The sequence below is a fragment of the Demequina phytophila genome, assembly GCF_000971135.1.
Taxonomy (GTDB): domain Bacteria; phylum Actinomycetota; class Actinomycetes; order Actinomycetales; family Demequinaceae; genus Demequina; species Demequina phytophila.
On record NZ_BBLW01000005.1, the window covers coordinates 166,108 to 188,337 of the forward strand.

General features: G+C 69.3%; 22 protein-coding genes. 7 read left to right on the forward strand and 15 right to left on the reverse strand.

Annotation, left to right across the window (positions count from 1 at the left end; all coding sequences use genetic code 11):
* Window positions 1–172: 172 nt before the first annotated feature.
* The 11 genes from AOM01_RS09300 to AOM01_RS09350 all read right to left on the reverse strand — a co-directional run bounded on the left by AOM01_RS09300 (window position 173) and on the right by AOM01_RS09350 (window position 9,577).
* Complete coding sequence (locus AOM01_RS09300; protein ID WP_062292315.1) at window positions 173–1,123, reverse strand: sensor histidine kinase; 951 nt, start codon at window positions 1,121–1,123, stop codon at window positions 173–175.
* The gene (locus AOM01_RS09305) at window positions 1,120–1,800 is read right to left on the reverse strand and encodes a response regulator transcription factor (RefSeq protein ID WP_062292319.1); all 681 of its coding nucleotides are present in this window, start codon (window positions 1,798–1,800) and stop codon (window positions 1,120–1,122) included. The genes AOM01_RS09300 and AOM01_RS09305 overlap by 4 nt, the downstream gene beginning before the upstream one ends.
* Before the next feature lie 51 nt (window positions 1,801–1,851).
* On the reverse strand, window positions 1,852–2,436 hold the full coding sequence (locus tag AOM01_RS09310; protein ID WP_062292322.1) for a hypothetical protein: 585 nt from the start codon (window positions 2,434–2,436) through the stop codon (window positions 1,852–1,854).
* Window positions 2,436–3,404 carry an ABC transporter permease gene (locus tag AOM01_RS09315; protein ID WP_062292325.1) on the reverse strand — a complete coding sequence of 323 codons (969 nt, stop codon included), beginning with the start codon at window positions 3,402–3,404 and terminating at the stop codon, window positions 2,436–2,438. Before AOM01_RS09315 ends, AOM01_RS09310 begins: the two co-directional genes overlap by 1 nt.
* Entirely contained in the window at window positions 3,397–4,293 is an 897-nt protein-coding gene (locus AOM01_RS09320) for an ABC transporter permease subunit (RefSeq protein ID WP_062292329.1), read from the reverse strand. The genes AOM01_RS09315 and AOM01_RS09320 overlap by 8 nt, the downstream gene beginning before the upstream one ends.
* On the reverse strand, window positions 4,290–5,024 hold the full coding sequence (locus AOM01_RS09325; protein WP_062292332.1) for an ABC transporter ATP-binding protein: 735 nt from the start codon (window positions 5,022–5,024) through the stop codon (window positions 4,290–4,292). The genes AOM01_RS09320 and AOM01_RS09325 overlap by 4 nt, the downstream gene beginning before the upstream one ends.
* A gap of 67 nt (window positions 5,025–5,091) precedes the next feature.
* A complete protein-coding gene (locus AOM01_RS09330) occupies window positions 5,092–5,823 on the reverse strand; it encodes an ABC transporter permease (RefSeq protein WP_228374267.1) in 732 nt (243 codons plus the stop codon).
* 5 nt (window positions 5,824–5,828) lie between these two features.
* The gene (locus tag AOM01_RS09335) at window positions 5,829–7,169 is read right to left on the reverse strand and encodes an ATP-binding protein (protein WP_062292338.1); all 1,341 of its coding nucleotides are present in this window, start codon (window positions 7,167–7,169) and stop codon (window positions 5,829–5,831) included.
* A gap of 2 nt (window positions 7,170–7,171) precedes the next feature.
* Window positions 7,172–7,849 (reverse strand): response regulator, encoded by a 678-nt coding sequence (locus tag AOM01_RS09340; protein WP_062292340.1) that lies wholly within the window; start codon window positions 7,847–7,849, stop codon window positions 7,172–7,174.
* A gap of 17 nt (window positions 7,850–7,866) precedes the next feature.
* Entirely contained in the window at window positions 7,867–9,105 is a 1,239-nt protein-coding gene (locus tag AOM01_RS09345; RefSeq protein ID WP_062292344.1) for a COG4705 family protein, read from the reverse strand.
* 151 nt (window positions 9,106–9,256) lie between these two features.
* On the reverse strand, window positions 9,257–9,577 hold the full coding sequence (locus AOM01_RS09350; RefSeq protein WP_062292345.1) for a hypothetical protein: 321 nt from the start codon (window positions 9,575–9,577) through the stop codon (window positions 9,257–9,259).
* Between the two features lie 156 nt (window positions 9,578–9,733).
* On the opposite strand from AOM01_RS09350, the gene AOM01_RS09355 reads away from it, so the two are divergent.
* From AOM01_RS09355 to AOM01_RS09370, 4 genes are all read left to right on the forward strand, one after another.
* Window positions 9,734–10,420 (forward strand): response regulator transcription factor, encoded by a 687-nt coding sequence (locus AOM01_RS09355; RefSeq protein ID WP_062292348.1) that lies wholly within the window; start codon window positions 9,734–9,736, stop codon window positions 10,418–10,420.
* A 14-nt stretch (window positions 10,421–10,434) separates the two neighbouring features.
* Window positions 10,435–11,790, forward strand: coding sequence for a sensor histidine kinase (locus AOM01_RS09360; protein WP_156155919.1), 1,356 nt, complete (start codon window positions 10,435–10,437; stop codon window positions 11,788–11,790).
* A 147-nt stretch (window positions 11,791–11,937) separates the two neighbouring features.
* Entirely contained in the window at window positions 11,938–12,609 is a 672-nt protein-coding gene (locus AOM01_RS09365; RefSeq protein ID WP_062292353.1) for a DedA family protein, read from the forward strand.
* On the forward strand, window positions 12,606–13,337 hold the full coding sequence (locus AOM01_RS09370; protein WP_062292356.1) for a phosphatase PAP2 family protein: 732 nt from the start codon (window positions 12,606–12,608) through the stop codon (window positions 13,335–13,337). Before AOM01_RS09365 ends, AOM01_RS09370 begins: the two co-directional genes overlap by 4 nt.
* Window positions 13,338–13,681: 344 nt before the next feature.
* Here AOM01_RS09370 and AOM01_RS09375 read toward each other — a convergent pair whose 3' ends face one another.
* The gene (locus AOM01_RS09375; RefSeq protein ID WP_062292360.1) at window positions 13,682–14,926 is read right to left on the reverse strand and encodes an IS256 family transposase; all 1,245 of its coding nucleotides are present in this window, start codon (window positions 14,924–14,926) and stop codon (window positions 13,682–13,684) included.
* 375 nt (window positions 14,927–15,301) lie between these two features.
* On the opposite strand from AOM01_RS09375, the gene AOM01_RS14400 reads away from it, so the two are divergent.
* Window positions 15,302–15,970 carry a group I intron-associated PD-(D/E)XK endonuclease gene (locus tag AOM01_RS14400; RefSeq protein WP_156155920.1) on the forward strand — a complete coding sequence of 223 codons (669 nt, stop codon included), beginning with the start codon at window positions 15,302–15,304 and terminating at the stop codon, window positions 15,968–15,970.
* 239 nt (window positions 15,971–16,209) lie between these two features.
* On the opposite strand, the gene AOM01_RS09385 is transcribed toward AOM01_RS14400, so the two are convergent.
* Window positions 16,210–17,328 carry a class I SAM-dependent methyltransferase gene (locus tag AOM01_RS09385; protein WP_062292365.1) on the reverse strand — a complete coding sequence of 373 codons (1,119 nt, stop codon included), beginning with the start codon at window positions 17,326–17,328 and terminating at the stop codon, window positions 16,210–16,212.
* Between the two features lie 119 nt (window positions 17,329–17,447).
* Window positions 17,448–18,293 (reverse strand): Sir2 family NAD-dependent protein deacetylase, encoded by an 846-nt coding sequence (locus AOM01_RS09390; protein WP_062292368.1) that lies wholly within the window; start codon window positions 18,291–18,293, stop codon window positions 17,448–17,450.
* Window positions 18,294–18,457: 164 nt separating this feature from the next.
* Here AOM01_RS09390 and AOM01_RS09395 point away from each other — a divergent pair, with 164 nt between their 5' ends.
* Both AOM01_RS09395 and AOM01_RS09400 read left to right on the forward strand, forming a co-directional pair.
* Window positions 18,458–18,982 carry a hypothetical protein gene (locus AOM01_RS09395; RefSeq protein WP_062292370.1) on the forward strand — a complete coding sequence of 175 codons (525 nt, stop codon included), beginning with the start codon at window positions 18,458–18,460 and terminating at the stop codon, window positions 18,980–18,982.
* A gap of 118 nt (window positions 18,983–19,100) precedes the next feature.
* Entirely contained in the window at window positions 19,101–19,766 is a 666-nt protein-coding gene (locus tag AOM01_RS09400; RefSeq protein ID WP_062292373.1) for a hemerythrin domain-containing protein, read from the forward strand.
* Here AOM01_RS09400 and AOM01_RS09405 read toward each other — a convergent pair.
* Window positions 19,732–22,140, reverse strand: coding sequence for an ATP-binding protein (locus AOM01_RS09405; protein WP_062292375.1), 2,409 nt, complete (start codon window positions 22,138–22,140; stop codon window positions 19,732–19,734). The genes AOM01_RS09400 and AOM01_RS09405 overlap by 35 nt on opposite strands.
* Window positions 22,141–22,230: the final 90 nt, after the last annotated feature.

The following is a 22,230-nucleotide window of genomic DNA, read 5'->3' on the forward strand; positions in this document are numbered from 1 at the left end:
GGCCGGTCGTGCTTGCCCACTGCCGGTCGGATTGAAGACGCTGGGCCTCAAGCGAGTCTCGGTGAACGCCCTTCAGTAGGACTGGTGCGCGCGCCGTTCCCGCGAAGCTACCGCGTGCGGCAGTCGCAAGGGTCACGACTTCGTCAGGGCGTAGCTCGGAGCCTCGGTTCGGCTACGCGGCGTCGAGGGTGATCGTCGCGATCGCGCCGCCGCCGTCGATCCCTTTGAGCTCGGCCTTCCCTCCGTGCGCGGACACGATGCTGCGCACGAGCGGGAGGCCCATGCCGTGTCCTGTGATGTCAGCGACGGCGGGCGCCCTCCAGAACCGTTCGAATGCTCTGTCTGAGTCGGAACGGCTGAGGCCGGGGCCGTCGTCGGTGACGGCGAGGAGCGCGGAGTTCCCGTGGTGGGCGACGGCTACCGTCACCTGCCCCTCGGGTCCCGAGTACTTGAGTGAGTTGTCGATCAGGTTGCGGACGGCGCTGACCATGAGGTCGTGCGACACGAGCACGTCGACGTCGTCCTCGAAGTTGAGCGCCACACGACCCTCAGCGTCGTGCTCCCGGATCGCAAGCTCGGCCGCCTCGGCGGCGACCTCGGCCAGGGGCAGCCGTTCGCGTGAGGAGGCGAGCTCGACGCGGTCGTCACGGGATAGCAGGAGAAGCTGCTCGGTCAGGTGGGACAGGGACTCGACCGTCTCGAGGGAGGTGCGCAGAGACTCTTCGTACTGGTCGACGGAGCGGCGTTTGAGGAGTGCCCACGACATCTCTCCCATGAGGATGCCGAGCGGCGTCCTGAACTCGTGCGACGTGGCGTCGATGAACTGAGACTGGACCTCGTAGCTGCGCCTCAGGGGGCCGAGTGCGAGCCGCGCCATCGCCCAGCTGACGATCGGTGAGACGACGAGGAGCACTGCGTAGGAGATCAGAAGCACGTCTCGTAGGTTCTCGAGCGCGTGATCAACGGCATCCTCGTTCACGATTCCGGTGTCGGTGGACACGGCGTCGAAGTCGAACGCGAAGGCGGCGAACACGTAGATTCCCACGAAGGCGAGCGCGACCACGGCGAGCATGATGGCGGTGAACATGAGCGTGAGGCGGATGGTGGTCCTGCGGACGATCACGAATGGACCTCCATCACATAGCCGGCGCCACGCCGGGTCTGGATGACATCGCTGGCGCCTACCGCGTCGAGCTTGCGCCGAAGGTAGCGGACGTAGGTCTGGACCACGTTGGAGTAGCCCTCGTAGTTCGAGTCCCACGCGTGGTCGATCAGCTCGCTGGTGCTGACCACGCGTCCCGCGTTGCGCATCAGGTACTCGAGAACGGCGAACTCCTTGGCGGTGAGCTCGATGTCCTGGCCGCGGCAGGTGACCTCTCGTGAGGCAGGGTCGAGCGCCACCTCGCCGACGGTCAGGACAGGGTGGTCTGCCTTGGGGGAGCGGCGCAGCAGTGCCCGTACCCTGGCCAGCAGCTCGAGCACGTGGATCGGCTTCACCACGTAGTCGTCGGCTCCGCCGTCCAATCCGGTGACCCGGTTGGCGATCGTGCCCATGGCGGTGAGCATCAGGATCGGCACGTCCGGGTCGGACCGGCGGACCTCGGCGCACAGTTCGTAGCCGTCCATCGGGGATCCGTTGAGCATCACGTCGAGGATCAACAGGTCGTAGGACTCGACATCCACCTGTTCGAGGGCGGCGTCGGACGTGTGGGCAACATCGACCGCATACCCGACCTCGGTGAGGCTGCGTTGGATGATCGAGGTGAGCTTCGGTTCGTCGTCGACCACGAGGATCCTCATCCCAGGTCCCTCCTTTCGGTGCGCCTCGGTGGTGTCCTGATGCTACGTGGCTCAGTCGGCCTGCTCGGCGCCACCCGGGCTCTTGATGCCGGTGCCGGTGGCGATCTGGAGCCCCGACGCCGCGACTTCGACGGTGAAGTCGATCTCGTTCGTCGATGAGCGGTAGACGCTGTAGGCGTTCTCGGGGAAGTGGCCGGTGCCGGCGCCTCCGTCGAACCACACGGTGACGGTGCCTCCCGCGGGGATGGTCACGCCGTCGAGCGCCTGGTAGTAGGACTCCGAGGCGCCGGTGGTGGTGTCGGTCATCGTGTAGTACATCTCGAGGCCGGTGGCCTCTTGCGGCGACGTGTTCGAGATCGTCACCTGGAGGCAGTCGGGGACGTCGGCGCCTGAGGCGTCGGTGTTGTCCTCCAACAGCACTTGGGTGACCTCCAGCCCCGGGGTGGTGGAGTCGTCGACGATGGGGTCGGAGGCGACGGGAAGGACGGCGGACGTGGCTGTTGTCGCCGTCGCGGCTGACGTGGACGACGCGGTGGTCGCCGGGGCGGCGGACGTCGAGCAGCCGGTGAGGAGCGCGAGGCCTGCGAGGCCGGCGGTGGTGGCGGCTGCGATGCGGCGGTGGAGCGGGTGGTTCATCAGGACCTCCTGAGGGTGTGGATGCGGCGGCCGGATGCCGCCGCGAGGGTGAGGGCGGCGGCCGTGAAGGCGAGCGCGCCGTAGACGTAGCGGAACGTGCCGTCCCATATGAAAGCCAGGCTCTGGCCGTTGTACGTGTCCTTGATGCCGAGCGTCGCGAACGTGAAGCGCTCGTACAGCTTGGAGATGGAGCTGACCTCGAGACCGTTGCGGGCGCTCTCATACGCGGTGAAGTGGTCAAGCACCGCGTGCTCGTCCGTCTTCGCGATCGCGAGGGCCTTGAACAGTCCGCCGGGCACCTGGTTGTCAGGGTCCATCGTGTCGCCGATCTGAGGGATGACGAGCACGACCACGAGCCACGCGACCAGCAGGGTGAGCAGGGCTCCCGTCGAATTGCGGGTCAGCGTCGTGACGGCGACAGCGACGGCGCTCCAGAACAGGACGTAGACCCAGCCCGCAACTCCGGCGAGCGCTACTCGCGCCACTTCGTGCAGCCCGATCGTCGCCCCGCCGATCATCGCGACGGAGGCGAGCGCGATGACGACGATCGCCGCCATGATCGCCGCCCACAGGACTGCGAGCCCGGCAAGTTTGCCCATCACGATCGACGTACCGGAGCGGGCGCGGGTGAGAAGCAGGTCCACGGTGCCGCGCGAGCGTTCCTTCGCGATCGCGCCGTAGCCGATCATGAGGGCGAAGAGCGCGGCGAGCACCTCCACGTACTCCATGCCGCCCCGCAGCAGCGTGAGCGGGAACAGCTGCGGGGCGGCGGGAGTGACTCCGCTGCCGGACGCGGTGACCTGGGCGACATACGCCTCGTAGTCGGCAAGCTGGGCGCGGTAGTCGAGGGAGGCGACGATCACGGACAGGACGACGGCGACGCCGAGCGTGCCGAGCACGATCCAGACGATGCGGTCGTGGCGCAGGTCGAGCAGCTCCTTGCGAGCGAGCGTGAGGGTCTCATTCATGGGTTCCTCCCGTGGTGCGGTCGGCGCGGATCAGGACGGCGGCGGCGAGTGCGAGGCAGGCGAACAAGGCGACGATCAGGGCCGACGCGAGCGGTGAGCCTGTGGACGAGGACTCCAGCAGCGCGGCTGAGGCCGTCTTGAAGTGCTCGGTGATCGCCAGCGGCGAGAGCACCTGGGACAGCCAGGAGAAGGCGCCCGAGTCCTGCGCGGGAAGAGGGACCGGATTGAGAAGGGAGACGGGCCGAGCCGCGGTGCCGAGCTGCGGAATCACGAATGCGATGACGGCCCACGCGACCACGGGTGCGAGCAGCGCGGTGCGCTCGCGCCGAAGCAGCCGCCCCGAGAGGACTCCGATGCCGGCGAATCCGATCAGCAGCAGCCAGGTGATCACCCCGAAGCCCGCGATCGCTAGGGTCTCCGACGCGGACAGCGGACCTCCGACGAGTGCGCTGACGCTGATCCAGGTGATGATCTGGGTGATGCCCACGAGGGCCGCGAGCAGGAGGCCGAGCCCGAGCAGCCGTCCCGCCCGCAGCGCTCGTCCGTCCACGGGGCGCGTGCCGATGAGGGCCGCGGTCTCGGCCTTGCGGTCGCGCAGCGCGGACTGCACGCCGAGGGTGGCCGCCATGAGTGAGCCGATGAGCAGGACGTAGATGACGGTGTTGCGCACGTAGTACAGCGGCGACACGTCGGTGAACGGGTTGGGCTGGGTGGTGAGCCCGTCTGCCAGCACCTGGTCGTAGATCGAGGTGACGGTCACGGAGGTGCGCCAGCCGATGAAGGTGGATGCGGCCACCATCCCGAGGAACGCCGCCACGAGCGCGTACGGCGCCTTCGCGCGCACGCTCGCGAGCAGCTCATGGCGGGCGGCGGTGAGGATGGTGCTCATGAGGTGGTGGTCCCCGCCGCGAAGTAGGCACGCTCGAGCGCGTCGTCCGTGGGGAAGGCGCCGACCGTGTCGGCCAGTGTGCCGTGGTGCACCAGGCGGCCTGATCGCAGGATCCCGATGCTGGTGCACGTCTTCGTCACCTCGGACAGCAGGTGGGTGTTCATGAAGATGGTGGTGCCCCAGTCCGCGTTGACCCGCAGGATCAGCTCGCGCAGCGCCTTGACGCCTTCGGGGTCCAGGCCTGAGGTGGGCTCGTCCAGGAACAGCACCGCGGGCTGGTGGATCAGCGCCTGCGCCAGGCCGACGCGCTGGCGCATGCCCTTGGAGAACGTCCCGACTCGTTCGCGGTCGTGGCCGGTGAAGCCCACGAACTCCAGTACCTCGCCGATGCGCGCCTCGGGGCGGCGCAGACCGGACAGGCGGGCGAAGAAGGTGAGGTTCTCCATCGTGGTGAGGTCGTCGTAGAAGGAGACGTTCTCGGGCAGGTAGCCGATCGATCGACGTACCTGGTGGGACGCCTCGCGCACGTCGTGGCCCGCGACGGATGCGGTACCGGAGGTGGCCTTCAGGAGCGTGGTCAGGATGCTCACGGTGGTGGTCTTGCCGGCGCCGTTGTGTCCGAGCAGGCCGAAGATCTCGCCTTCGGGGATGTGCAGGGTGAGGCCGTCGAGGGCGGTGGTGGGGCCGTACCGATGGGTGAGGCTCCGAATGGAGATGGCTGCGGTCGTCATGCCCACGACGCTAGAGAGCGGGCGATGAGAGGACTGTGAGAGCCCCCTTGTCTGCCTGTGATGCCTGCTAGATGGGCGCGGGGAGACGTTCGGGTGCCCCGAGGCGATGGGCGAGCACGACCGCGGTGATCGCTTCAGCGCACAGCAGAGCGATCAGGACGACGACCTGGAATCGAGCCGCTTCGGCCACGTTCGCTCCGCCGACGAGTGCGCCTGCGAATGCGCCTGGGAGGGTCACGAGGCCCACGGTGCGGGTCTGGTCGAGCGCGGGCACGAGCGCCTCGTGGATCGCGAGTCGGGTGAGTGGTCGCACTGCCTCGCGTGGCGTAGCACCCAGGGCCAACCACGCTTCGACCTCGTCGCGGTGATCGCGCAGCGCCGCGGTGAGTCTGCGGCCGGTGAGGGTGGCGGCGGTCATCGCGCCCCCGATCACGATGCCTGAGACCGCGATCAGCGTGCGGAGGTCGCGGGTGAGGGTCGGCAGGCCCACCACGATCGTGACGGTGACGGACGCGCCAGCGAGAATCGCGACCGCGACGGACGCGAGGGCGTGCTCATGTTCTGCGATCCTGCGCGCCGCCGTCCAGGTAGCGACGGCGAGCATCACGGTGAGCACCACGATCGCCACCGGCGGTGCGGAGAAGACGCCTCGAAGGGCCAGAGCGACGACGGTGAGCTGCGCGGCGGCGCGCAGCGACGCGAGAATGATCGCGCGCCGCTGCGGCACGCCGGCAAACGTGAGCGCGCCGATCGCGAGGACGAGCAGCAGAGCGACTCCGACGATCAGGTTCCATGGCACGCGCATCAGTATGGTGCGGCTCCCTCGGCATCCGTGCGATCCGGTGCGGGCCCAGACGTCGCCGGGGTGGGCGCGAGTGGGAACGCGAGACGCACCTGGGTTCCCGTGGGGAAGAGGCGTGTAGGGCTGATCGACGCCTCGCCGCCGATGCGGCGCATCTGTTCGACGATGATCGCCAGCCCCAATCCGCTTCCCTCGGGGCCGGATCCCGCCTTGCGCACGAACGGTCGCAACGCCTGGTCGATGTCGTCGATGCCCGGCCCGCCGTCGTCCACCGTCACTATCAGCTGCTCGCGTTCGGACGCGGCCGACAGGACGATCTTCGCTCCGTCGCTGCCGTGCTTGATCGCGTTGTCGAGGGCATTGCGCAGCGCCGACGTCGCCGCGACCACCGGCACAAGCGAGGGATTGTCGGCGCCGGCCACGACCTCGAGCTCCACTCCTGCGCTGTCCGCGTCGGCCAGGACGTCGGCGAGCACCGAGCGCAGCACCGTGGTGAACGCCTCCGTACTCGTGTGGGAGTCCGGTGCTGATTGGGCGCGAGCGAGCGTCAGGAGCTGTTCGACGACGTGTCGTGAGCGGGCGACGCCCTCGCCGAGATCCTCCAGCCGCGCACGAAGCTGGGTGTCATCGGGAGCAAGCGCCGCACGTTCGAGTTGCAGCGACACCGCGGTCAGCGGCAGCCGCAGCTCGTGCGCGGCCTGCATGATGAACAGCCGCTCGTGTGCGACCGTCGTCGCCACACGCTCGCGCTGGATGTTGAGGGCACTGAGGAAGCCTTGGAGCTCGCGCGGCGCTCGTGCCGCATCGAACGAGGGCATGTCGGCGCCGTCGCTATGGGCGACCTCGTCGGCGAGGGCGCGCACGGGGGCGAGCGCACGTCGCGTGGCGAGCACGAGCGCGATGAGTAGCACGGGGATGAGGATCAAGAACGGCACGATCGCCGCAAGCGCCGCCGAGCGGGCGATGTCGGTGCGCGCGGCTACCGGCTGGGCGGCGACGACAGCGGGCCCGTCGCCGATCCGTGCGATCGCGATCCGTTCGGGAACTCCGTCGATCGTCACCGTCATCAACCCCGGGGTGGTATCCGACGGCAGGCCCGCGGCGGCGAGCGAGGTGATGTCGATGTCGGTGGTCGGGTCGTCTGCGGCGGGGCTGTCCGTCGTGAGCGTCGAGTCAGCCTGTGCGGCGCTGGCGGCAAGCGTGGCGACTTGAGTCAGCACGTCGTCCTGCAGGCTCTTGGCGCTGGTGAACGTCGACCGATATGACCACGCTCCGCCCAGGCACGCGACGACGAGCGTCAGGGCGGCGAGCGTGACCGACAGACGGCCAGAGATCGAGTGCATGCTCACGCGCCCTGCTCCTGTCGCGGCACCATCCACCCGACGCCACGGATGTTGCGGATCGAGTCGCTGCCGAGCTTCGCCCTCAAGCCGTGGATCGCGTACTCGATCGCGTTGCTCTCGACCTCATCGCCCCAGCCGTACACCTGATGCTCCAGATCGGTGCGGGAGAGGATCGCGCCCGGCCGCGACATGAGGGCGCGAAGGACCGCGAACTCGCGGCGGGGCAGCTCGACCCGCGTGCCGTCCTTGAGGATCGCGACATGGCTGTCGAGCTCCAGGTGCAGGTCGCCGATGTCGAGCGTCGCCGCCTGGGTGACCTCGCCGCGCCGCCTGAGCACCGCGCGCATCCGTGCCATCAGCTCGACCGATTCGAACGGTTTGACGATGTAGTCATCAGCGCCACCGTCTAGGCTGGTCACCCTGCTGCCTACGTCGTCCCGTGCGGTGACGACGATGATCGGAGTGCCCTCGCCGCCGCGCCGCAGTGCGGCGAGCAGTTCGGTGCCGTCGACGTCCGGAAGCCCTAGGTCGAGCAGGACGACGTCGTAGGTGTGCGTCTGGACGCTTGCCGCGGCAGACCGGGCATCGCGCACCCAGTCCACCGCGTAGGCGTCGTCCTCGAGGCGTCCGACCAAGGCGGCGCCCACCATCGCGTCGTCCTCGACGAGCAACACCCGCATGACCGTCCTTCCTGCGCTTACGACTCCCCTTCGACGGTAGCGATCGTCGACTGCAAGGCGGTGACGGCCGTGGCGCACGCGTCCTGCGTGGGCGTGCCGGCTCGCACTGCGGTAAGCGTCTCATCGATCGCGCCATCGATGGAATGCCAGTCCGCAGGCGACTGCGGCTTCATCGCAGCCTCAGACGAGTCCCACGCGACCTCAAGGTCCTTCGCGCGGGCCTTCGCGCCCGCAAGATCACCGGTGTCCACCAGCGACCCGATGTCGTCGACGATCACCGCGATCGAGGTGAGGTCACCGATCGGGGAGGTGGCGTCCGCCTCGATCGCGGTGCGCGCGCTAGACACGTCGGTGGTCGTGGCGGTCGCGGCGGGAGCCATCAGCAAGGCGGCGGCGGCGACTGCGACCGCGCCCGAGCCGGCCCAGGCCATGTCGCGTGCAGGGTGCACGGCAGGTGCTTGGCCCTTGGTGCGGATGCCGTGACGGCGCACGACCAGCTGCTCGCGGGCGACGAGGCCGACGATCACGATGAAGAACAGGATGCTCGTGGTCTCCGCACCCAACCCGATGCCGCCGTAGGCCTTGTCCTGCGACAGGAGGTCGCCGAGCGATGCTCCGAGCGGGCGGGTCAGTACGTAGGCGATCCAGAACGCGACGACCGTGCTCAGGCCGAGTTTCTTGGCAGCCCACACCGCGAGGATCAGGCCGCTGAAGATGAGTGCGCCGTTGCGGAAGCCCAGCGACAGCGCCTCGGTGGCCAGGTCACCTGCGGCGGTGCCGAGCGCGAACGTCACCAGGATCGCCCCCCAGTAGAAGCGTTCCCTGCGGGGCGTGTCGATCGAGGTGATCGCCAGGGTGCGCTCCTCGCGCCACCACACGGTGAAGACGATCGCCAGGAGCACAGCGAACACCGCGGTGCTGACGTAGAGGCTGACCCCGAAGATGTCGGTGAAGAGGTCGGTGATCTGGGTGCCGACGATGCTGACGAGCACCACCGTCGACCAGTACAGGACCGGAACGTAGCGTCGAGAGCGCAGCTGGCCGGTGAGCACTGCGGCGAGCACCAGGAGCATCGCTCCGTCGGTGATGGCCCAGCCGAGACCGACCTGCACGGTGAGGTAGTCGGCGAAGGTCTCGCCGACCGTCGTGGACAGCACCTTGATGAGCCAGAAGGTCGCGGTGATCGCCGGAACCTTGTTCAGGAACGGCTCCAGTGAGCGTCGGGCGGTGGGATCTGTGGTGGATCGGGTTGTCATGGGGCCAAGGACAACCCATGAGACTTAGCGCAGGCTTAGGGCCTCGGGGCACCTCATAGTGTCGGTGTCTGTCCAGCCTCGACCGTGTCGAAATGCATGAAGAGGGTCCCGCGCGGGGGCACGCGGGACCCTCTGTCTTGTTGGCAGGCCGTCAGTCGGTCTCGCCGGTCTCGTCGGCGTCCTGGTGTCCAGGCTCGTTCGGGTTCGCGTCCGGCCCCTGGTCGGCGCCGTCGTCGGCCTCCTCGACGCCTTCGACCTCGGTGGCGTCGTCTGCCTCGTCCACGCCCTCGACCTCGTTCGCGTCATCCGCGGTCTCGGTGTCCGCCGACTCCGTAGCCATGGCGGTCGTGGTGTCCTGGGTGGCAGCAGGGTCGGGGGTGGCTGCGTTTGCCGCAGTCGCACCACCGAAGGCCAGGCCTGCGAGGGCCAGCGCCGTCCCGCTCGCAGCCAGCTTGCGCTTCAGCGTCGTCATGGTAGGTCTCCTTGTTCCGTCGATCGTCGTTCGCGTCGACGGTCCTCACCTTCGCAAGGCGCCCCTGAGAGGATCCTGAAAGCGGCTGAGGACGCTCTCAGGCTCCTCTCAGGGTCGCTGCGCGAGGATCCGGGGCATGGAAGAGACCCAGGTCCGATGCGTGCGTTGATCGTCGAGGACGAACGGCGCCTTGCCCGCACCGTCGCACGGGGCCTTGTCGCGGAGGGCTTCGTGGTCGAGGCGGTCCATGACGGGGTCGACGGCCTCGAGGCGGCGATGACCGGCGAGTACGACGTCATCGTGCTGGACATCATGCTGCCCTCGATGAACGGTTACCTCGTCTGTGAGGCGCTTCGCCGAGCGGAGGTGTGGACGCCAATCTTGATGCTCACCGCCAAGGACGGCGAGTTCGACGAGGTGGAGGCGTTCGAATTCGGGGCGGATGACTACCTCACGAAGCCGTTCTCGTTCGTCGTGCTGGTCGCGCACCTGCGGGCACTGGTCAGGCGCGCGGCTCGCGCGCGACCGGTGATGCTGAGCGTCGGCGGGCTGGCATTGGATCCTGCAGCGAAGACGGTCAGCCGTGAGGGCCAGTCGATCATGCTGACGCCGCGCGAGTTCGGGTTGCTGCACTTCCTCATGCGCCATGCGGGGACCGTGGTGTCGAAGTTGGAGATCCTCCAAGGCGTCTGGGACGCGAACTACGGGGGCGACGAGAACGTGGTCGAGGTCTACGTCGGCTACCTGCGACGCAAGATCGATGTGCCCTTCGGGTGCCGCACGCTGAGAACGGTCCGGGGCGTCGGATACGTGCTTGACGACGACCGCGGGGGCTCGCGGTGAGGCGTGTGCGGGGCGTGCGTGCACGCATCGTCCTCGCCGCCACCGGAGCGGTGGCACTGTTACTTGCGGCGGGCAGTGCGATCTTCGTCGTCGCGCAGCGCCAGATGCTGGTGGACTCGATCACCTCCGAGACTGTCCAGCAGGCGAACGAGATCGCCGTCGCACTCGATGCAGCCACGCCGCCCAGCGACCTTGCGACAGGGGCGGGGGAACAGTGGTTCGTGCAGATCATCGACGCCGATGGCGCGGTGGTCGCGTCGTCCACGTCCATCGAGGGCGAGCAGGCACTGACCGATCTGACGACCGGCACGGGCCAGACCGAGGTCGTTCATGCGTCGAATCTCCCCCTGGGTGAAGGCGACGAGTTCGTCGTCGTCGCCAGGGGAGTGGCCGCGCCCGACGATGTCGCCACCGTCGTCGTCGCGCGCAGCCTCGAGCTCGTCGCCGACTCCACCGCCGTCGTCGTCAGACTCCTCCTGATCGGCTTCCCGATCATCCTCGGACTCGTCGCGCTCGCCTCGTACGTCGTTGCCGGCCGGGCGCTGGTATCGGTGGAGACGATGCGCCGGCACATGAGTCAGATTCAAAGCACCGCACAGCTCGACGCGCGTGTGCCGGAACCCGCGGGCGACGACGAGATCTCTCAGCTTGCGCGCACGATGAACGGTGCGCTCGCACGCCTCGAGTCGAGCGTGGATCGGCAGCGACGGTTCGTCGCGGACGCCTCGCATGAGTTGCGGAGCCCACTGGCGACGATCCGGGCCGCCTACGAGATCTCCGATCTGCACGGCGGTGCCAGCGGTCCCGACGGCGACGTGCTTGCCGAGCTGGACCGCATCGACTCGCTCGTCAGTGACCTCCTCCTTCTGACGAGGCTCGACGACCACGGAACCACGCTCCACCTCGCCGAGGTCGACCTGGAGGATCTGGTCCTCGACGCAGCGCGACGTGCAAGGCTCCGCTCCAGCCTCGACGTGCACGTCGAAGCACCGCCTGCACGCGTGTACGGCGACCGCGCCGCACTCGAACGCGCGATCCGCAACCTGGTCGACAACGCGGTTAGAGCCGCAAACGCGCGAATCGATCTGCGCGTCCAACTGCGGCCCGATCGTGCCGCCGTCGAGCTGGAGGTCGAGGACGACGGTCCGGGTGTGCCCGCCGATGACCGCCAGCGCATCTTCGAACGCTTCGTCCGACTCGACGACAGCCGGGTACGCGACAGCGGCGGGAGCGGACTGGGACTCGCGATCGTCAAGGAGATCGTGCATGCGCATCGCGGCACGATCACCGTCGAAGACGGTGCCAAGGGTGCCAGGTTCGTCCTCACGCTCCGCACCGCCCCCTCATTCGATGAGCGGGACGGCACGTGACCAGCCCACTCGAGCGTCGTCCGCCTACGTCCCCCCCCACCCGCCTGCGCGGGGCGTTGAACGAGCCCAACCAGAACTTGCCCAGACCCCACCATCGAGATCGAAAGGCACCCTGATGCGACACCTCACCATGAACGGACCTCACCTATGATCGGGCTCCACACCAGCCTCGTGCCCGACACCGGCACGCTGCTGCACGCCTTCGGACCGTGGGTGCTGCTCGGCATCGCGCTCATGATCTTCATCGAGTCCGGCGTCCTGTTCCCGTTCCTGCCGGGAGACTCCCTGCTCGTCACCGCTGCGATCCTCGCAGGCGCTCTCGGCATTACCCCGTGGCAGATCATGCTCGTCGGAGTGCCCGCCGCGATCCTCGGCGACCAGGTCGGATACCTGCTCGGCCGCCGCGTCGGACGCCGCTTGTTCAAGCCCGACTCACGAGTGCTCCGACTAGACCGACTTGAGGAAGCCGAACAGTTCTTTGCCCGCTACGGAGGCTTCTCCCTCGTGCTCGGCCGATTCGTGCCCATCGTCCGCACCTACGTGCCCCTCGCCGCGGGCACCGCCGCGATGCGCTACCGCCGGTTCCTGCTGTGGAACGTCATCGGCGCCACCCTGTGGGTCGTCGGCATGACCACCGTCGGCGTCCTGCTCGGAGGCATCCCGTTCGTCGCGAACAACATCGACGCACTCATGATCGTCGTCGTCGTGGTGTCGCTGCTGCCGATCGCGATCGGAGCGCTGCGTCGTGCCCGCAGCGCAAAGGGCAACGCCGCTGACTCGAGCCAGGAGGTGCCGGTCGCCGAGGACAGCCTCCGGTGATCGCCCAGCAAGGCGGAGTCCGGCCGTACCTGCTGCGGCCGACCGTCAGCCTCGGTAGGGCTGTCGGCGCGGTCGCCGCGATGGCAGTCCTCCTGTTCACCCTCGGATTCGCCCTGCGGAGTCATCCGGTGGACGCGGGGATCGTCCGGGGGCTCAACGAGCTGCACGTCGGTCTCTGGGGCGTCATCGCAAGCGGCCTGTACCGCGCGCTTGAACCGATCATCGCGATCCCGCTCGTGATGCTGCTCGCGGCCGTCGTGTGGAAGGCAAGCCGAGACATGCGGCTTGCCCTCGCGTTCAGCGGAGTCGTCGCGTTGACCTGGCTCCCCACCGAGGTCTTCAAGGTCGTCGTCGCTCGCCCTCGCCCGGATATGGCGGCACTCGCGCATCCGTTCTCGCCCGCACAGAGCGACGGCTCGTTTCCCAGTGGCCACACTGTGTTCGTCGCAGCGCTGGCGATCGCGGTCTTCTATCTGCTCAAGGAGACCCGGTGGGCGACCGCGGCGATCCTCGGGGGCGTCATCGCTATCGCCACGATCTCCGTGGCAGTGGTCAGCGACGGGCTGCACTACCCCACGGACGTGATCGCCTCCATCTGCTGGGCGCTTGCGATGGCGCCAGTCGCCCGGTGGCTGACGGTGGACCTGATCCTTCCTTGGCTGGACGGGTTCCTCCCGTCCAGGGCCTCCCCGATGTCGGAAGTCATCGCCCCGCACCGCGAGTCGTGAGGCGGCGCCCGGTGTCTGACACCGCACTTGCCAGTGTTCGATCCCGAGTCGCGTGATCGCCCTGCCGGCTCGACCCGGCATCAACGGGGACTGCTGTTTCGTCGACCGTCGCGAGCGGCGCGACCTCATCAAATTGTCATCAGATTCAACCGTGAACAACCGTGAATGTCCGGATACACTCGTGAACGACGGACCGCCCGGTTCCCGAACAACTTGAGGGAATCCGTGAGTTCCGGGAACAACCGTGAATGACCGGAAAGAGACCGGTTGCTGCAAGGGGTCGCAGGTTCAAATCCTGTCAGCCCGAGGTCAAGTCCCGTGGAGTGGTGTAGCGGTTTCCTTCGTCAGGCGGTGAGTGCGTAGGGCTCGGTCACCTCCTCGATGCCGGTGTTGGGCACGGGGGTGAGGCGGCAGCGGGCGAGGATCTCGAGTCCGAGGTAGCGCCGTCCCTCGGCCCACTCGTCGGTCTGCTCGGCCAGGACTGCGCCGACGAGGCGGATGATGGCGTCGCGGTTGGGGAAGATCCCGACGGCGTCGGTGCGGCGGCGGATCTCCTTGTTGAGCCGTTCGGCGGGGTTGTTGGACCAGATCTGGGTCCACACGTCCTTGGGGAACGTCGTGAACGCGAGGAGGTCGTCGCGGGCTGCCTCGAGGTGGTCGGCGACGGCGGGCAGCTTGTCGCTCGTGTAGTCCAGGAGGCGGTCGAACTGGGCGTGCACGGATGCTGCGTCGGGCTGGTCGTATACGGAGTGCAGCATGGACTTCACGACCGGCCACAGCGCTTTCGGGGTGACGGCCATGAGGTTCGCCGCGTAGTGGGTGCGGCAGCGCTGCCACACCGCCCCGGGTAGGTTCGCCGCGATGGCCTCGACGAGGCCCGCGTGGGCGTCGGACGTGACGAGGCGGACGCCGGCAAGGCCGCGGGCGACGAGGTCGGCGAAGAAGGTGTTCCAGGCGGACTTCGTTTCGCTGGTGGCGACCTGGAGTCCGAGGACTTCGCGGTGGCCGTCGCCGTTGACGCCGGTGGCGACCAGGCACACGGCGTTGATGACGCGGCCGCCCTCGCGGACCTTCATCGTCAGCGCGTCTGCGGCGACGAACGTGAACGGGCCGGCCTCATCGAGCGGGCGGTGTCTGAAGGCGGCGACGGCCTCGTCGAGGTCGGCCGCCATGCGCGACACCTGCGACTTCGACAGCCCGTCGATGCCGAGGGTCTTCACCAGCTTGTCCATCCGTCGGGTAGACACGCCTGCGAGGTAGCAGTCCGCGATGCCGGTGATCAGCGCCGACTCGGCGCGCTTGCGGCGCTCGAGGAGCCACTCTGTGAAGTACGTGCCCGAGCGCAGCTTGGGCACGGCGACGTCGATCGTGCCGGCCCTCGTGTCGAGGGGTCGGTGAAGGTAGCCGTTGCGCTGCGCGACGCGGTCAGCAGACGGCTGGCCCCATTCGGCTCCACAGACGGCGTCCGCGTCGGCGCTGAGCAGCGCGTTGATCATGGTCTGCAGCAGCGAGCGCATCATGTCGGGCGATGCGTCGGTGAGGAGATTGCCCAGCACGCGGGCAGGGTCGACAATGTGGGGTGCGGTCATCGTGATGTTCCGTTCGAGAGACTGTCCAAGGTGAACTCGAAGGTCCTCACGGTGGCCGCTTCCTCATTTACGAGGAGGCTTGCCACCGTCGAGGGCTACACCACTCTATGGGGCACTACTCAGCCCGACGTGACGGAGGCCGTTCTTTCTGGTAGATGCCGCGAAGGGCGGCCTTTGTGCTGACCCCCGACCTGATATCGCACCGCGTGCGTGGATCGTGGCGGCTCGCGCCGCATGCGGGCCATCTATGCGAGTGTCTGAGAGTCGAACTAGTGTTCGAACATGGCTCGCTCGACGTCCGACTCCCGAGAACAACTAGCGGCCGCAGTTGCGGTGTCGGATTCATGGCGTGGTGTGCTCCGGTGCCTTGGCCTCATGGCAACCTCGGGTGGTGCAATTGCGTCCGTTCGGCAGTCCGCTATCCGCGCCGGTATCGACTATGGGCACTTTCACAGCGCGGGGCGGCTAGTCGAGCTCGACGCGCGACCGTCGGTTGCGACGGACGAGCCGGAGGAATATACGCGCTTTGCAGGGCCGCTCGGCGAGGCGGGCAATGCAGTCACGAGGGAACGCGGCAGAGAGTCGGATGTCGGCCGCGACAGCCCCTCCGGCGCCGAGGGCGACGCTGCTGGTCGGCGACCCGTCGCGAGTATGCAATCCCGGCGCGCTCGCGTGGGTCCGTTGCTTTCGGCGGCGTGGTTCATGATGCATGGTGGTGCCGTGTCGTGGCCGCTCGAGCCGGAGCCCTACGATCTGCTCGTTGAATTGCGGTCTGAACTGATTCGGGTCCAGGTGAAGACGACGACTTCGCGCGAGGGCTCGTCGTGGGAGGTGTTCCTCTCTCGTTCAGGCAGAGTGCGCCGTACAAATGGTCCGGGCGAGGTCGACGAGTTCTTCATCGTGGACGGCGGCATGGGCCTGTATCGAATCCCAGCGGCGGACGTAGGTGGGGTTCACGCGATCAACTTGAACGCCTATGCCAACTACTGCGTGGGCAAGTTTGCTTTGCAGGGAAAGGCGGGGACCGTGGCCGATCCGCGTTGACATGACGGGTGCGCGCTGCGCTCGACAACGGGTGACGTTCGCTCCACGGTTGGCCCTGGACGGCACCACAGCCGCGCTGACGCTGGCGTGTCGCTCTGCGGGAGGCGAGAGCTCGAGCGTCGCGAGTGCGGCATGTGGCGCACGCATGGAAAAGCGAGGCCAATTGTCCGCCCCCCATGGCGACGTAAGGAGCGAGAGCACGTCGAGACCCATACTCAAGCGACGCTTTCCGGCAGTCCTCATCGACGCGTCGAGACGGTAACTGTGAACTTGGCATTGCGCGCCACCTGCTCGGTGGGCCCGATCGCACGCTCGAGCAGCGGCCGGTACTTGAGCCCAGAGTTCCACACGCACCACAGCTGACCTCCCGAGCGCAGGACCCTGGCCACGTCCTCGAACATGCGCGGCGCGATGAGGTCGGTCACGGCGGCGCCCGAGTGGAACGGCGGGTTCAACGCGATGAAGGACGCGCTATCGGACGGCCTGGCGCCCAGGATGTGGTCGCGTACCACGGTGACGCGCTCGGCGATGCCGTTGGCGAGCATCGTCTCCCGTGCCGACGCGACCGCGATGGCCGACTGGTCGCACGAGTAGACATGCGCACCGGGATATCGCGTCGCCATCCACGCACCGATGACTCCCGTGCCGCAGGCCAGATCGATCAACGGATCGCTCGGCGTCCCGCCGGTCGGAGCGTCGGGAAGGTGCTCGAGCAGCAGGCGAGTCCCGATGTCGAGCCGCGCGCCCGCGAAGACCCCGCCGTACGCGCGCACCTCGAGGCCCTCGACCCGCGCGCCGGCAGGCATGGGATCACGACCATCGCGCGGCGCGCGGGCGACAAGCGCCCGCGACTTCTGTCGGGCATGGCTGATGTCCAGCTGCCCGAAGTGCTCGCGAAGCACGTCGTTCATCGACACCGACATGTGCTTGAGCCGCCCGCCCGCGACCACGACCACTCCGGGGTCGGCATGCGCGGCGATCAGGCCGACGATGTCGCGGAGAGCGTCGAGGGAGCGGGGCAGGCGGAGCAGAACGATGCGTGCCCCGCGCACCAGCTCGGCGTCGAGGGGGAGCGGACGGAAGCGGTCGGCCAGCCCAAGGCGAGAGGCGTTGGCCTCAAGCGCGCGCTCGCCTGTGAGCGCGTCGATATGCGTGCGGATCCCGCTCGCGCCGGGATGCGCCGCCCCGAGGGTCAGCGCGCCGTAGGTGTCGTTGATCGCCACGATGCCATCTGCCTGGGCAGAGGCGCGCAGCTCCGCCGATTCGTCCAAGATCAATCGATCCGCCGCATCGACGGCGACAAGCCCGGGCGCCTCCACATCGGGCCAGCGCCGCAGCACGTCGAAGATCTCGCTCACGGAGCCGCCAAGGCAAGGAGGAGGGCGCGGGTGGGCACGATGCGCGGGTGGGGGCCGATCACGACGAAAGCCTAGCCGCGGGTAGCCAGGGAGCCCCGCACGGTGCCCGCGTCTACGCGCTACGTCAACGCGGACGCGAGGGCCTCGAGCGTCTCGGTGGTGCCGGCGTCGAGCTTGACGTGCGCGCGGCGGTCGCCCTTGGTGGCGCCCCGGTTGATGATCACGATCGGAAGCCCGCGGCGACGCGCGCGCTCCACCAGTCGCAGCCCGGAGTTGACGGCCAGCGATGAGCCCGCGACCAGCAGCGCCTCGGCGTCGTCGACGATGCGCTCGGCCGCGCGGGTCTGCTCGGCGGGCACGAGCTCCCCGAAGAAGACGACATCGGGCTTGAGGATCCCGCCGCACACCTGGCAATCGGGAACCGCCACGTGTTCCCAGGACTCCGGCAGCACGTCGCCGTCGGGTCCGAGCCGTACGCCGTCGGGGAGCGCGAGGGCGGGGTTGTCCCTCTCAAGGCGAGCTGCGACCTCTTCGCGCGCACACCGCGTGCCGCACGCGAGGCACGTTGCGCCCCGCATGTTGCCGTGCAGTTCGACCACGCGGCGAGAGCCAGCTCGCAGGTGGAGTCCGTCGACGTTCTGCGTGACGAGCCCCGAGACGACGCCGGCGTCCTCAAGCCCGGCGAGCGCAAGATGGCCCGTGTTCGGACGCGTGGCCGAGAATGTCCTCCAACCGAGGTGGGAACCCACCCAGTAGCGCCTCCGCTTCGCCGGATCTCCCACGAAGTCCTGGAAGGTCATGGGCGTCCGCCGAGGGGAGCCGTCCCCGCGATAGTCGGGGATTCCGGAGTCCGTCGACAGGCCTGCGCCGGTGAGCGCGGCGATGGTCCGGCCCGCGAGCGCCTCGACAGCGCGCGAGACCTCGGGCGCTGCGCATGCGGGAGCCCCAGGTTCCACAGTCGTCACGCGGCTCCTCCTCGCGGTTCATGGCATCGTGCCGTGCTCACGATGTTCGCACGGCCGCGATAGCCCGATGGTGCAGAACTTTGGGTACCCGGGCCGTTGAGCCCGGCGTGTGGGTGCGCTAGCCTCCGACTACCAGCGACGATGCACCACCGGGGGCGACGGCTATGAAGCAGGCAGAAGTCAAGGCGCAGGTGCGGCCATACGTCCGGCTGACGTTCGCGTTCACCGCGGTCGCGGCGCTGGCCGGCTGCACCGGCGCCCAGGGCGACGCGGACGCGTTCGAGCTGACCGATCCCGCCGTCGCGATCGTCGCGACCGACGAGGGAGCCGCGCTCCGCATCAGCGGAACGGTGGCCAACACCTCGGACGATGTGCTCGACGACGTCGCGGTCGCGGTCGTCCTAGATGAGGGTCTCGATGACTACATCCCGGCCGGTGCGGCGACTCTCCCCGTCGACGGCGTCGACCACATCTACCCTGCGGACACGCCGCGCTCCGAGGTGCCGTCCGATGGCGCCCGCGGGATCGAACTGGAGGACACGCGGCACCTCGAGGGTACGGGCGACTACCTCAACGAGGTGGCCGACCTCGCCGGCGCGCTGGTCGTCAAGGTGACGTGGGATGGCGGGGAGCAGACCCTCACCACGACCACCGAGGTGCTCGACCCGGACGGCCTTCTCGCGGGCTGATCGTGGCTGCCGCGGATCCGCCCCGGTGTGGGCCATCCGTGGGGGCGCTGTGGGTGGGGTGGGCCGACGCCGCGCGTGAGCCTGGTGGCACCAGCAACCCACGCAAGGAGAAGCCGCCATGACCGCGACCGTCCCGCACGACCAGCGCCCCGACATCCAGGAGATGGTGGTGATCCACCGCGCCTTCCGGCGCGAGTTCGGCATCGTCCCCACGTATATCCGTGCGACCGCCCACGGCGATCCGGGCCGCGCCGCCGTGGTCGCCCAGCACCTGCGTCTGTGCATGGCGGGGCTGGAGATGCACCACACCGGCGAGGACATCGTGCTGTGGCCGCTGCTGCTCGAGCGTGCCGCGCCGTCGACGGGCCTCGTCGAGACGATGCAGGCGCAGCACCATGGCGTGGATGCGCACATCGAGGCCGTCGGGCCGGCCCTCGCCGCCTGGCAGGAGCACCCCACGGCGGCCGCAGGCGAGCAACTCGCAGCCCTGGTGGAGGGCTTCAGCGCCGCGCTTTTCGAGCACCTCGACCTCGAGGAGCGGGAGATCCTTCCGCTGGCCTACCGCCATGTCACCGATGCGGAGTGGCGCCAGATGGGACAGCACGGCACCGAGGTGATGTCGACAAGCGAGCTGCCGATCATGTTCGGGCTGGTCCTGGAGGATGCCGAGCCCGACGAGCGCGCGCGCATGCTTGCCACCCTGCCCGTCCCGGTCCGCGTGGTGCTGCGCACCGTCGGCGCGTGGCAGTTCAACCGGTACGTGCGGCGCCTGCGCGGGCGGTGACGGTCGCGCATCGTCCGGCGATCGCGGCCCCGTCCGCGGCCCGGCCGTCGGCCCACTCCCGCGCGAAGGCGGCCGGGTCGAGCGCGACACGCGCCTGCTCGAGACCGCGGTCGGCGAGCGTGCGCGCGATCGGGAAGGTCGGATCCACCGCATCCGCCACCGAGACCGCCGCGGCGGCGCCGAACAGCCACGCCGCGGACTTGGGATCGCCGACGCGCAGCGCGACGCCGGCGAGCGCGGGCAGGGCGTAGCCCAGCGTCCAGCTCAACCGACCGGTGACCGAGAGCGCCACCGACTCGCCCAGAAGCGCCGCGGTGGCGCCGGCGTCGCCCTCGATCTCCGCGAGCGTCGCGTGCACGTTGAGCGCGGTCGCGAGGGTGAACGGGTTGCCCAGCTCGCGCGCGCGATCGACCGCGTCCGCGACCTCCGCCCCGGCCAGCACGAGATGGCCGGACGCGAGCGCCACCTGAGCCCGCGCGATCCGGGCATGGGCCAGCACCCACGCGCTTCCGGCCGCCCGGGCCTGCGACTCGGCCTCGTCGAGCACGGACGACGCCGCATCGAGGCGACCCGCGAACACGGCCGCCTGGGCGAGCAGCGTCAGGCTGACGCACGTGATGGACGGATCCACGACGCGCCGGCATGCGGCGGAGGCGCGGTCGGACTCCCGCGCCATCGCGACGCGCTCGCCGGTGAGGAGCAGCAGCCCCAGCCGCGCCGTGAGAACCCGGCAGCGGGTGGCGTCCTGGAGCCCGGCGCCGACGCGGTCGAGCCACTCGAGCCCCTCGCGCGCGTGGCCACGGAGCGCGAGGTAGAGCCACAGCCGCGCCGCCAGCTCGCCCGCATCGTTGTCGCGATCGAGCTCCACCAGGCGCAGGAACGCCGCGCGCAGGTTGCCGTGATCCGCGTCCAGCCTGTCGAGCGTGGGGATCAGCCGGGCACCCTCGAGACCGGCGGCTGCGGCTGTCGCGACCGTGCGGAAGTACGCGGCATGCGCATCCGCGGCGGCGTGCGCGCCGCCAGCGGCGTGCAGCCGCGCCATGGCGTACCGGCGCACGGGCTCGAGCATGCGGTAGCGCGGCTCGCCCCCAGGCACATCGATGCGCATCACCAGGGACTGCTCGAGGAGCGCCGCGAGGACGGGCCACGACGACACGCCTGAACCGCCGCCCACCGCGCCCGCCAGGCGGACATCGGTCGCGACGGCCTCCATGGCGTCGAGGGAGAAGCCCCCGATGAAGACGGACAGCCGCTCGAACAGGACGATCTCCTCGGGCTCGAGCAGGTCCATGCTCCACTCGAGGACGTGCTCCATGCTCAGGTGCCGCGGAGGAAGGTCCTGCGGCGCGCCGCCGAGATCGACCCGCCCGAGCATGGCGAGCAGCGCCCGGGGCGTGAGCAGACGCAGGCCCGGCGCGGCGAGCTCGAGCGCGAGCGGGATCCCGTCGAGCCGTCGCGCGATGGCGGCGAGCGCGGCGGCGTCCTCTCCGGTCCGGGGAAGCTCGCGGCCCGCGGCGCCCGCGCGATCCAGCAGGAGCCGCACCGCGGGCGAGGACATCACGGCATCGCTCGCCGTCGAGGCAGGGAGGGTGAGCGGGGATACCGAGAACTCGAACTCGACACGGATCCTCAGCGCCGCGCGGCTGGTCGCGAGCACGACGAGTCCGCGGCACCGCGCGACCAGGTCGGCGAGGATGGCCGCGATGCCGGCGACCTGCTCGAGATTGTCGAGGACCAGCAGCACCGGTGCGCCGTGGAGGTGGCGTGCGAGCTCGCCGAGGGGGTCCTGGTCGATGAGGTCGGGCCTGCCGAGCGCCGCCGCGATGCGGGGGAGCGCGTGCACGGCTTGGCGGACGGGGGAGAGGTCGACGGCCACGGCGCCGCCGGGAAAGCGGTCCGCCTCGGTCCCGAGGACGTCGAGCGCGAGACTCGTCTTGCCGATGCCGCCGGGGCCCGTCAGCGTGATGAGCCGGTGGTGCCCGCCCGCCAGCAGGGCGCGGAGGTCCGCGATCTCGGACTCGCGCCCGACGAGGTCGCCGGGAGGTGCAAGCGGCGTGGCCGTGGCGACGGGCGCGGCCGCCGCATCGGGCCAGGCAGGGTCGCGATCCGATCGAGCCCCCGGCTCCGCCGCCACGACCCGGCCGGGCACGGCGGCGACGAGCGCGGCCCGCTCATCCTCCGTGAGCCCCAACCCCTCGGCGAGGGCACGCACGGTGTGAGGGTACGGGCGGCGGCGCTCGCCCCGCTCGAGCGCGCCGATCGCCTTCGCGGTGATGCCGGAACGCTCCGCCAGCTCCTCCTGGGTCAGCGCGCGCGACTCGCGCAGGCGCCGCAGGACGGCGCCGACCCCCTCGGGCGTGATGTCGTGGCCCACGTCGGCACGCTAACAGGGTGGACGTCCGGCCGCAGGAGGACGCCCAGGACCCCGGCCGGTGTGGCGCCGGTGTGGGTCCGCTGTGGGTGT

Excerpts from the sequence above, each read along its gene's own strand:
- AOM01_RS09355 (WP_062292348.1), top strand. The coding sequence starts at position 9,734 with ATGCGTGCGTTGATCGTCGAGGACGAACGGCGCCTTGCCCGCACCGTC.
- AOM01_RS09335 (WP_062292338.1), bottom strand. The coding sequence starts at position 7,169 with ATGCACTCGATCTCTGGCCGTCTGTCGGTCACGCTCGCCGCCCTGACG.
- AOM01_RS09400 (WP_062292373.1), top strand. The coding sequence starts at position 19,101 with ATGACCGCGACCGTCCCGCACGACCAGCGCCCCGACATCCAGGAGATG.
- AOM01_RS14400 (WP_156155920.1), top strand. The coding sequence starts at position 15,302 with ATGGCAACCTCGGGTGGTGCAATTGCGTCCGTTCGGCAGTCCGCTATC.
- AOM01_RS09310 (WP_062292322.1), bottom strand. The coding sequence starts at position 2,436 with ATGAACCACCCGCTCCACCGCCGCATCGCAGCCGCCACCACCGCCGGC.
- AOM01_RS09315 (WP_062292325.1), bottom strand. The coding sequence starts at position 3,404 with ATGAATGAGACCCTCACGCTCGCTCGCAAGGAGCTGCTCGACCTGCGC.
- AOM01_RS09305 (WP_062292319.1), bottom strand. The coding sequence starts at position 1,800 with ATGAGGATCCTCGTGGTCGACGACGAACCGAAGCTCACCTCGATCATC.
- AOM01_RS09365 (WP_062292353.1), top strand. The coding sequence starts at position 11,938 with ATGATCGGGCTCCACACCAGCCTCGTGCCCGACACCGGCACGCTGCTG.
- AOM01_RS09375 (WP_062292360.1), bottom strand. The coding sequence starts at position 14,926 with ATGACCGCACCCCACATTGTCGACCCTGCCCGCGTGCTGGGCAATCTC.
- AOM01_RS09350 (WP_062292345.1), bottom strand. The coding sequence starts at position 9,577 with ATGACGACGCTGAAGCGCAAGCTGGCTGCGAGCGGGACGGCGCTGGCC.
- AOM01_RS09325 (WP_062292332.1), bottom strand. The coding sequence starts at position 5,024 with ATGACGACCGCAGCCATCTCCATTCGGAGCCTCACCCATCGGTACGGC.
- AOM01_RS09345 (WP_062292344.1), bottom strand. The coding sequence starts at position 9,105 with ATGACAACCCGATCCACCACAGATCCCACCGCCCGACGCTCACTGGAG.
- AOM01_RS09395 (WP_062292370.1), top strand. The coding sequence starts at position 18,458 with ATGAAGCAGGCAGAAGTCAAGGCGCAGGTGCGGCCATACGTCCGGCTG.
- AOM01_RS09320 (WP_062292329.1), bottom strand. The coding sequence starts at position 4,293 with ATGAGCACCATCCTCACCGCCGCCCGCCATGAGCTGCTCGCGAGCGTG.
- AOM01_RS09340 (WP_062292340.1), bottom strand. The coding sequence starts at position 7,849 with ATGCGGGTGTTGCTCGTCGAGGACGACGCGATGGTGGGCGCCGCCTTG.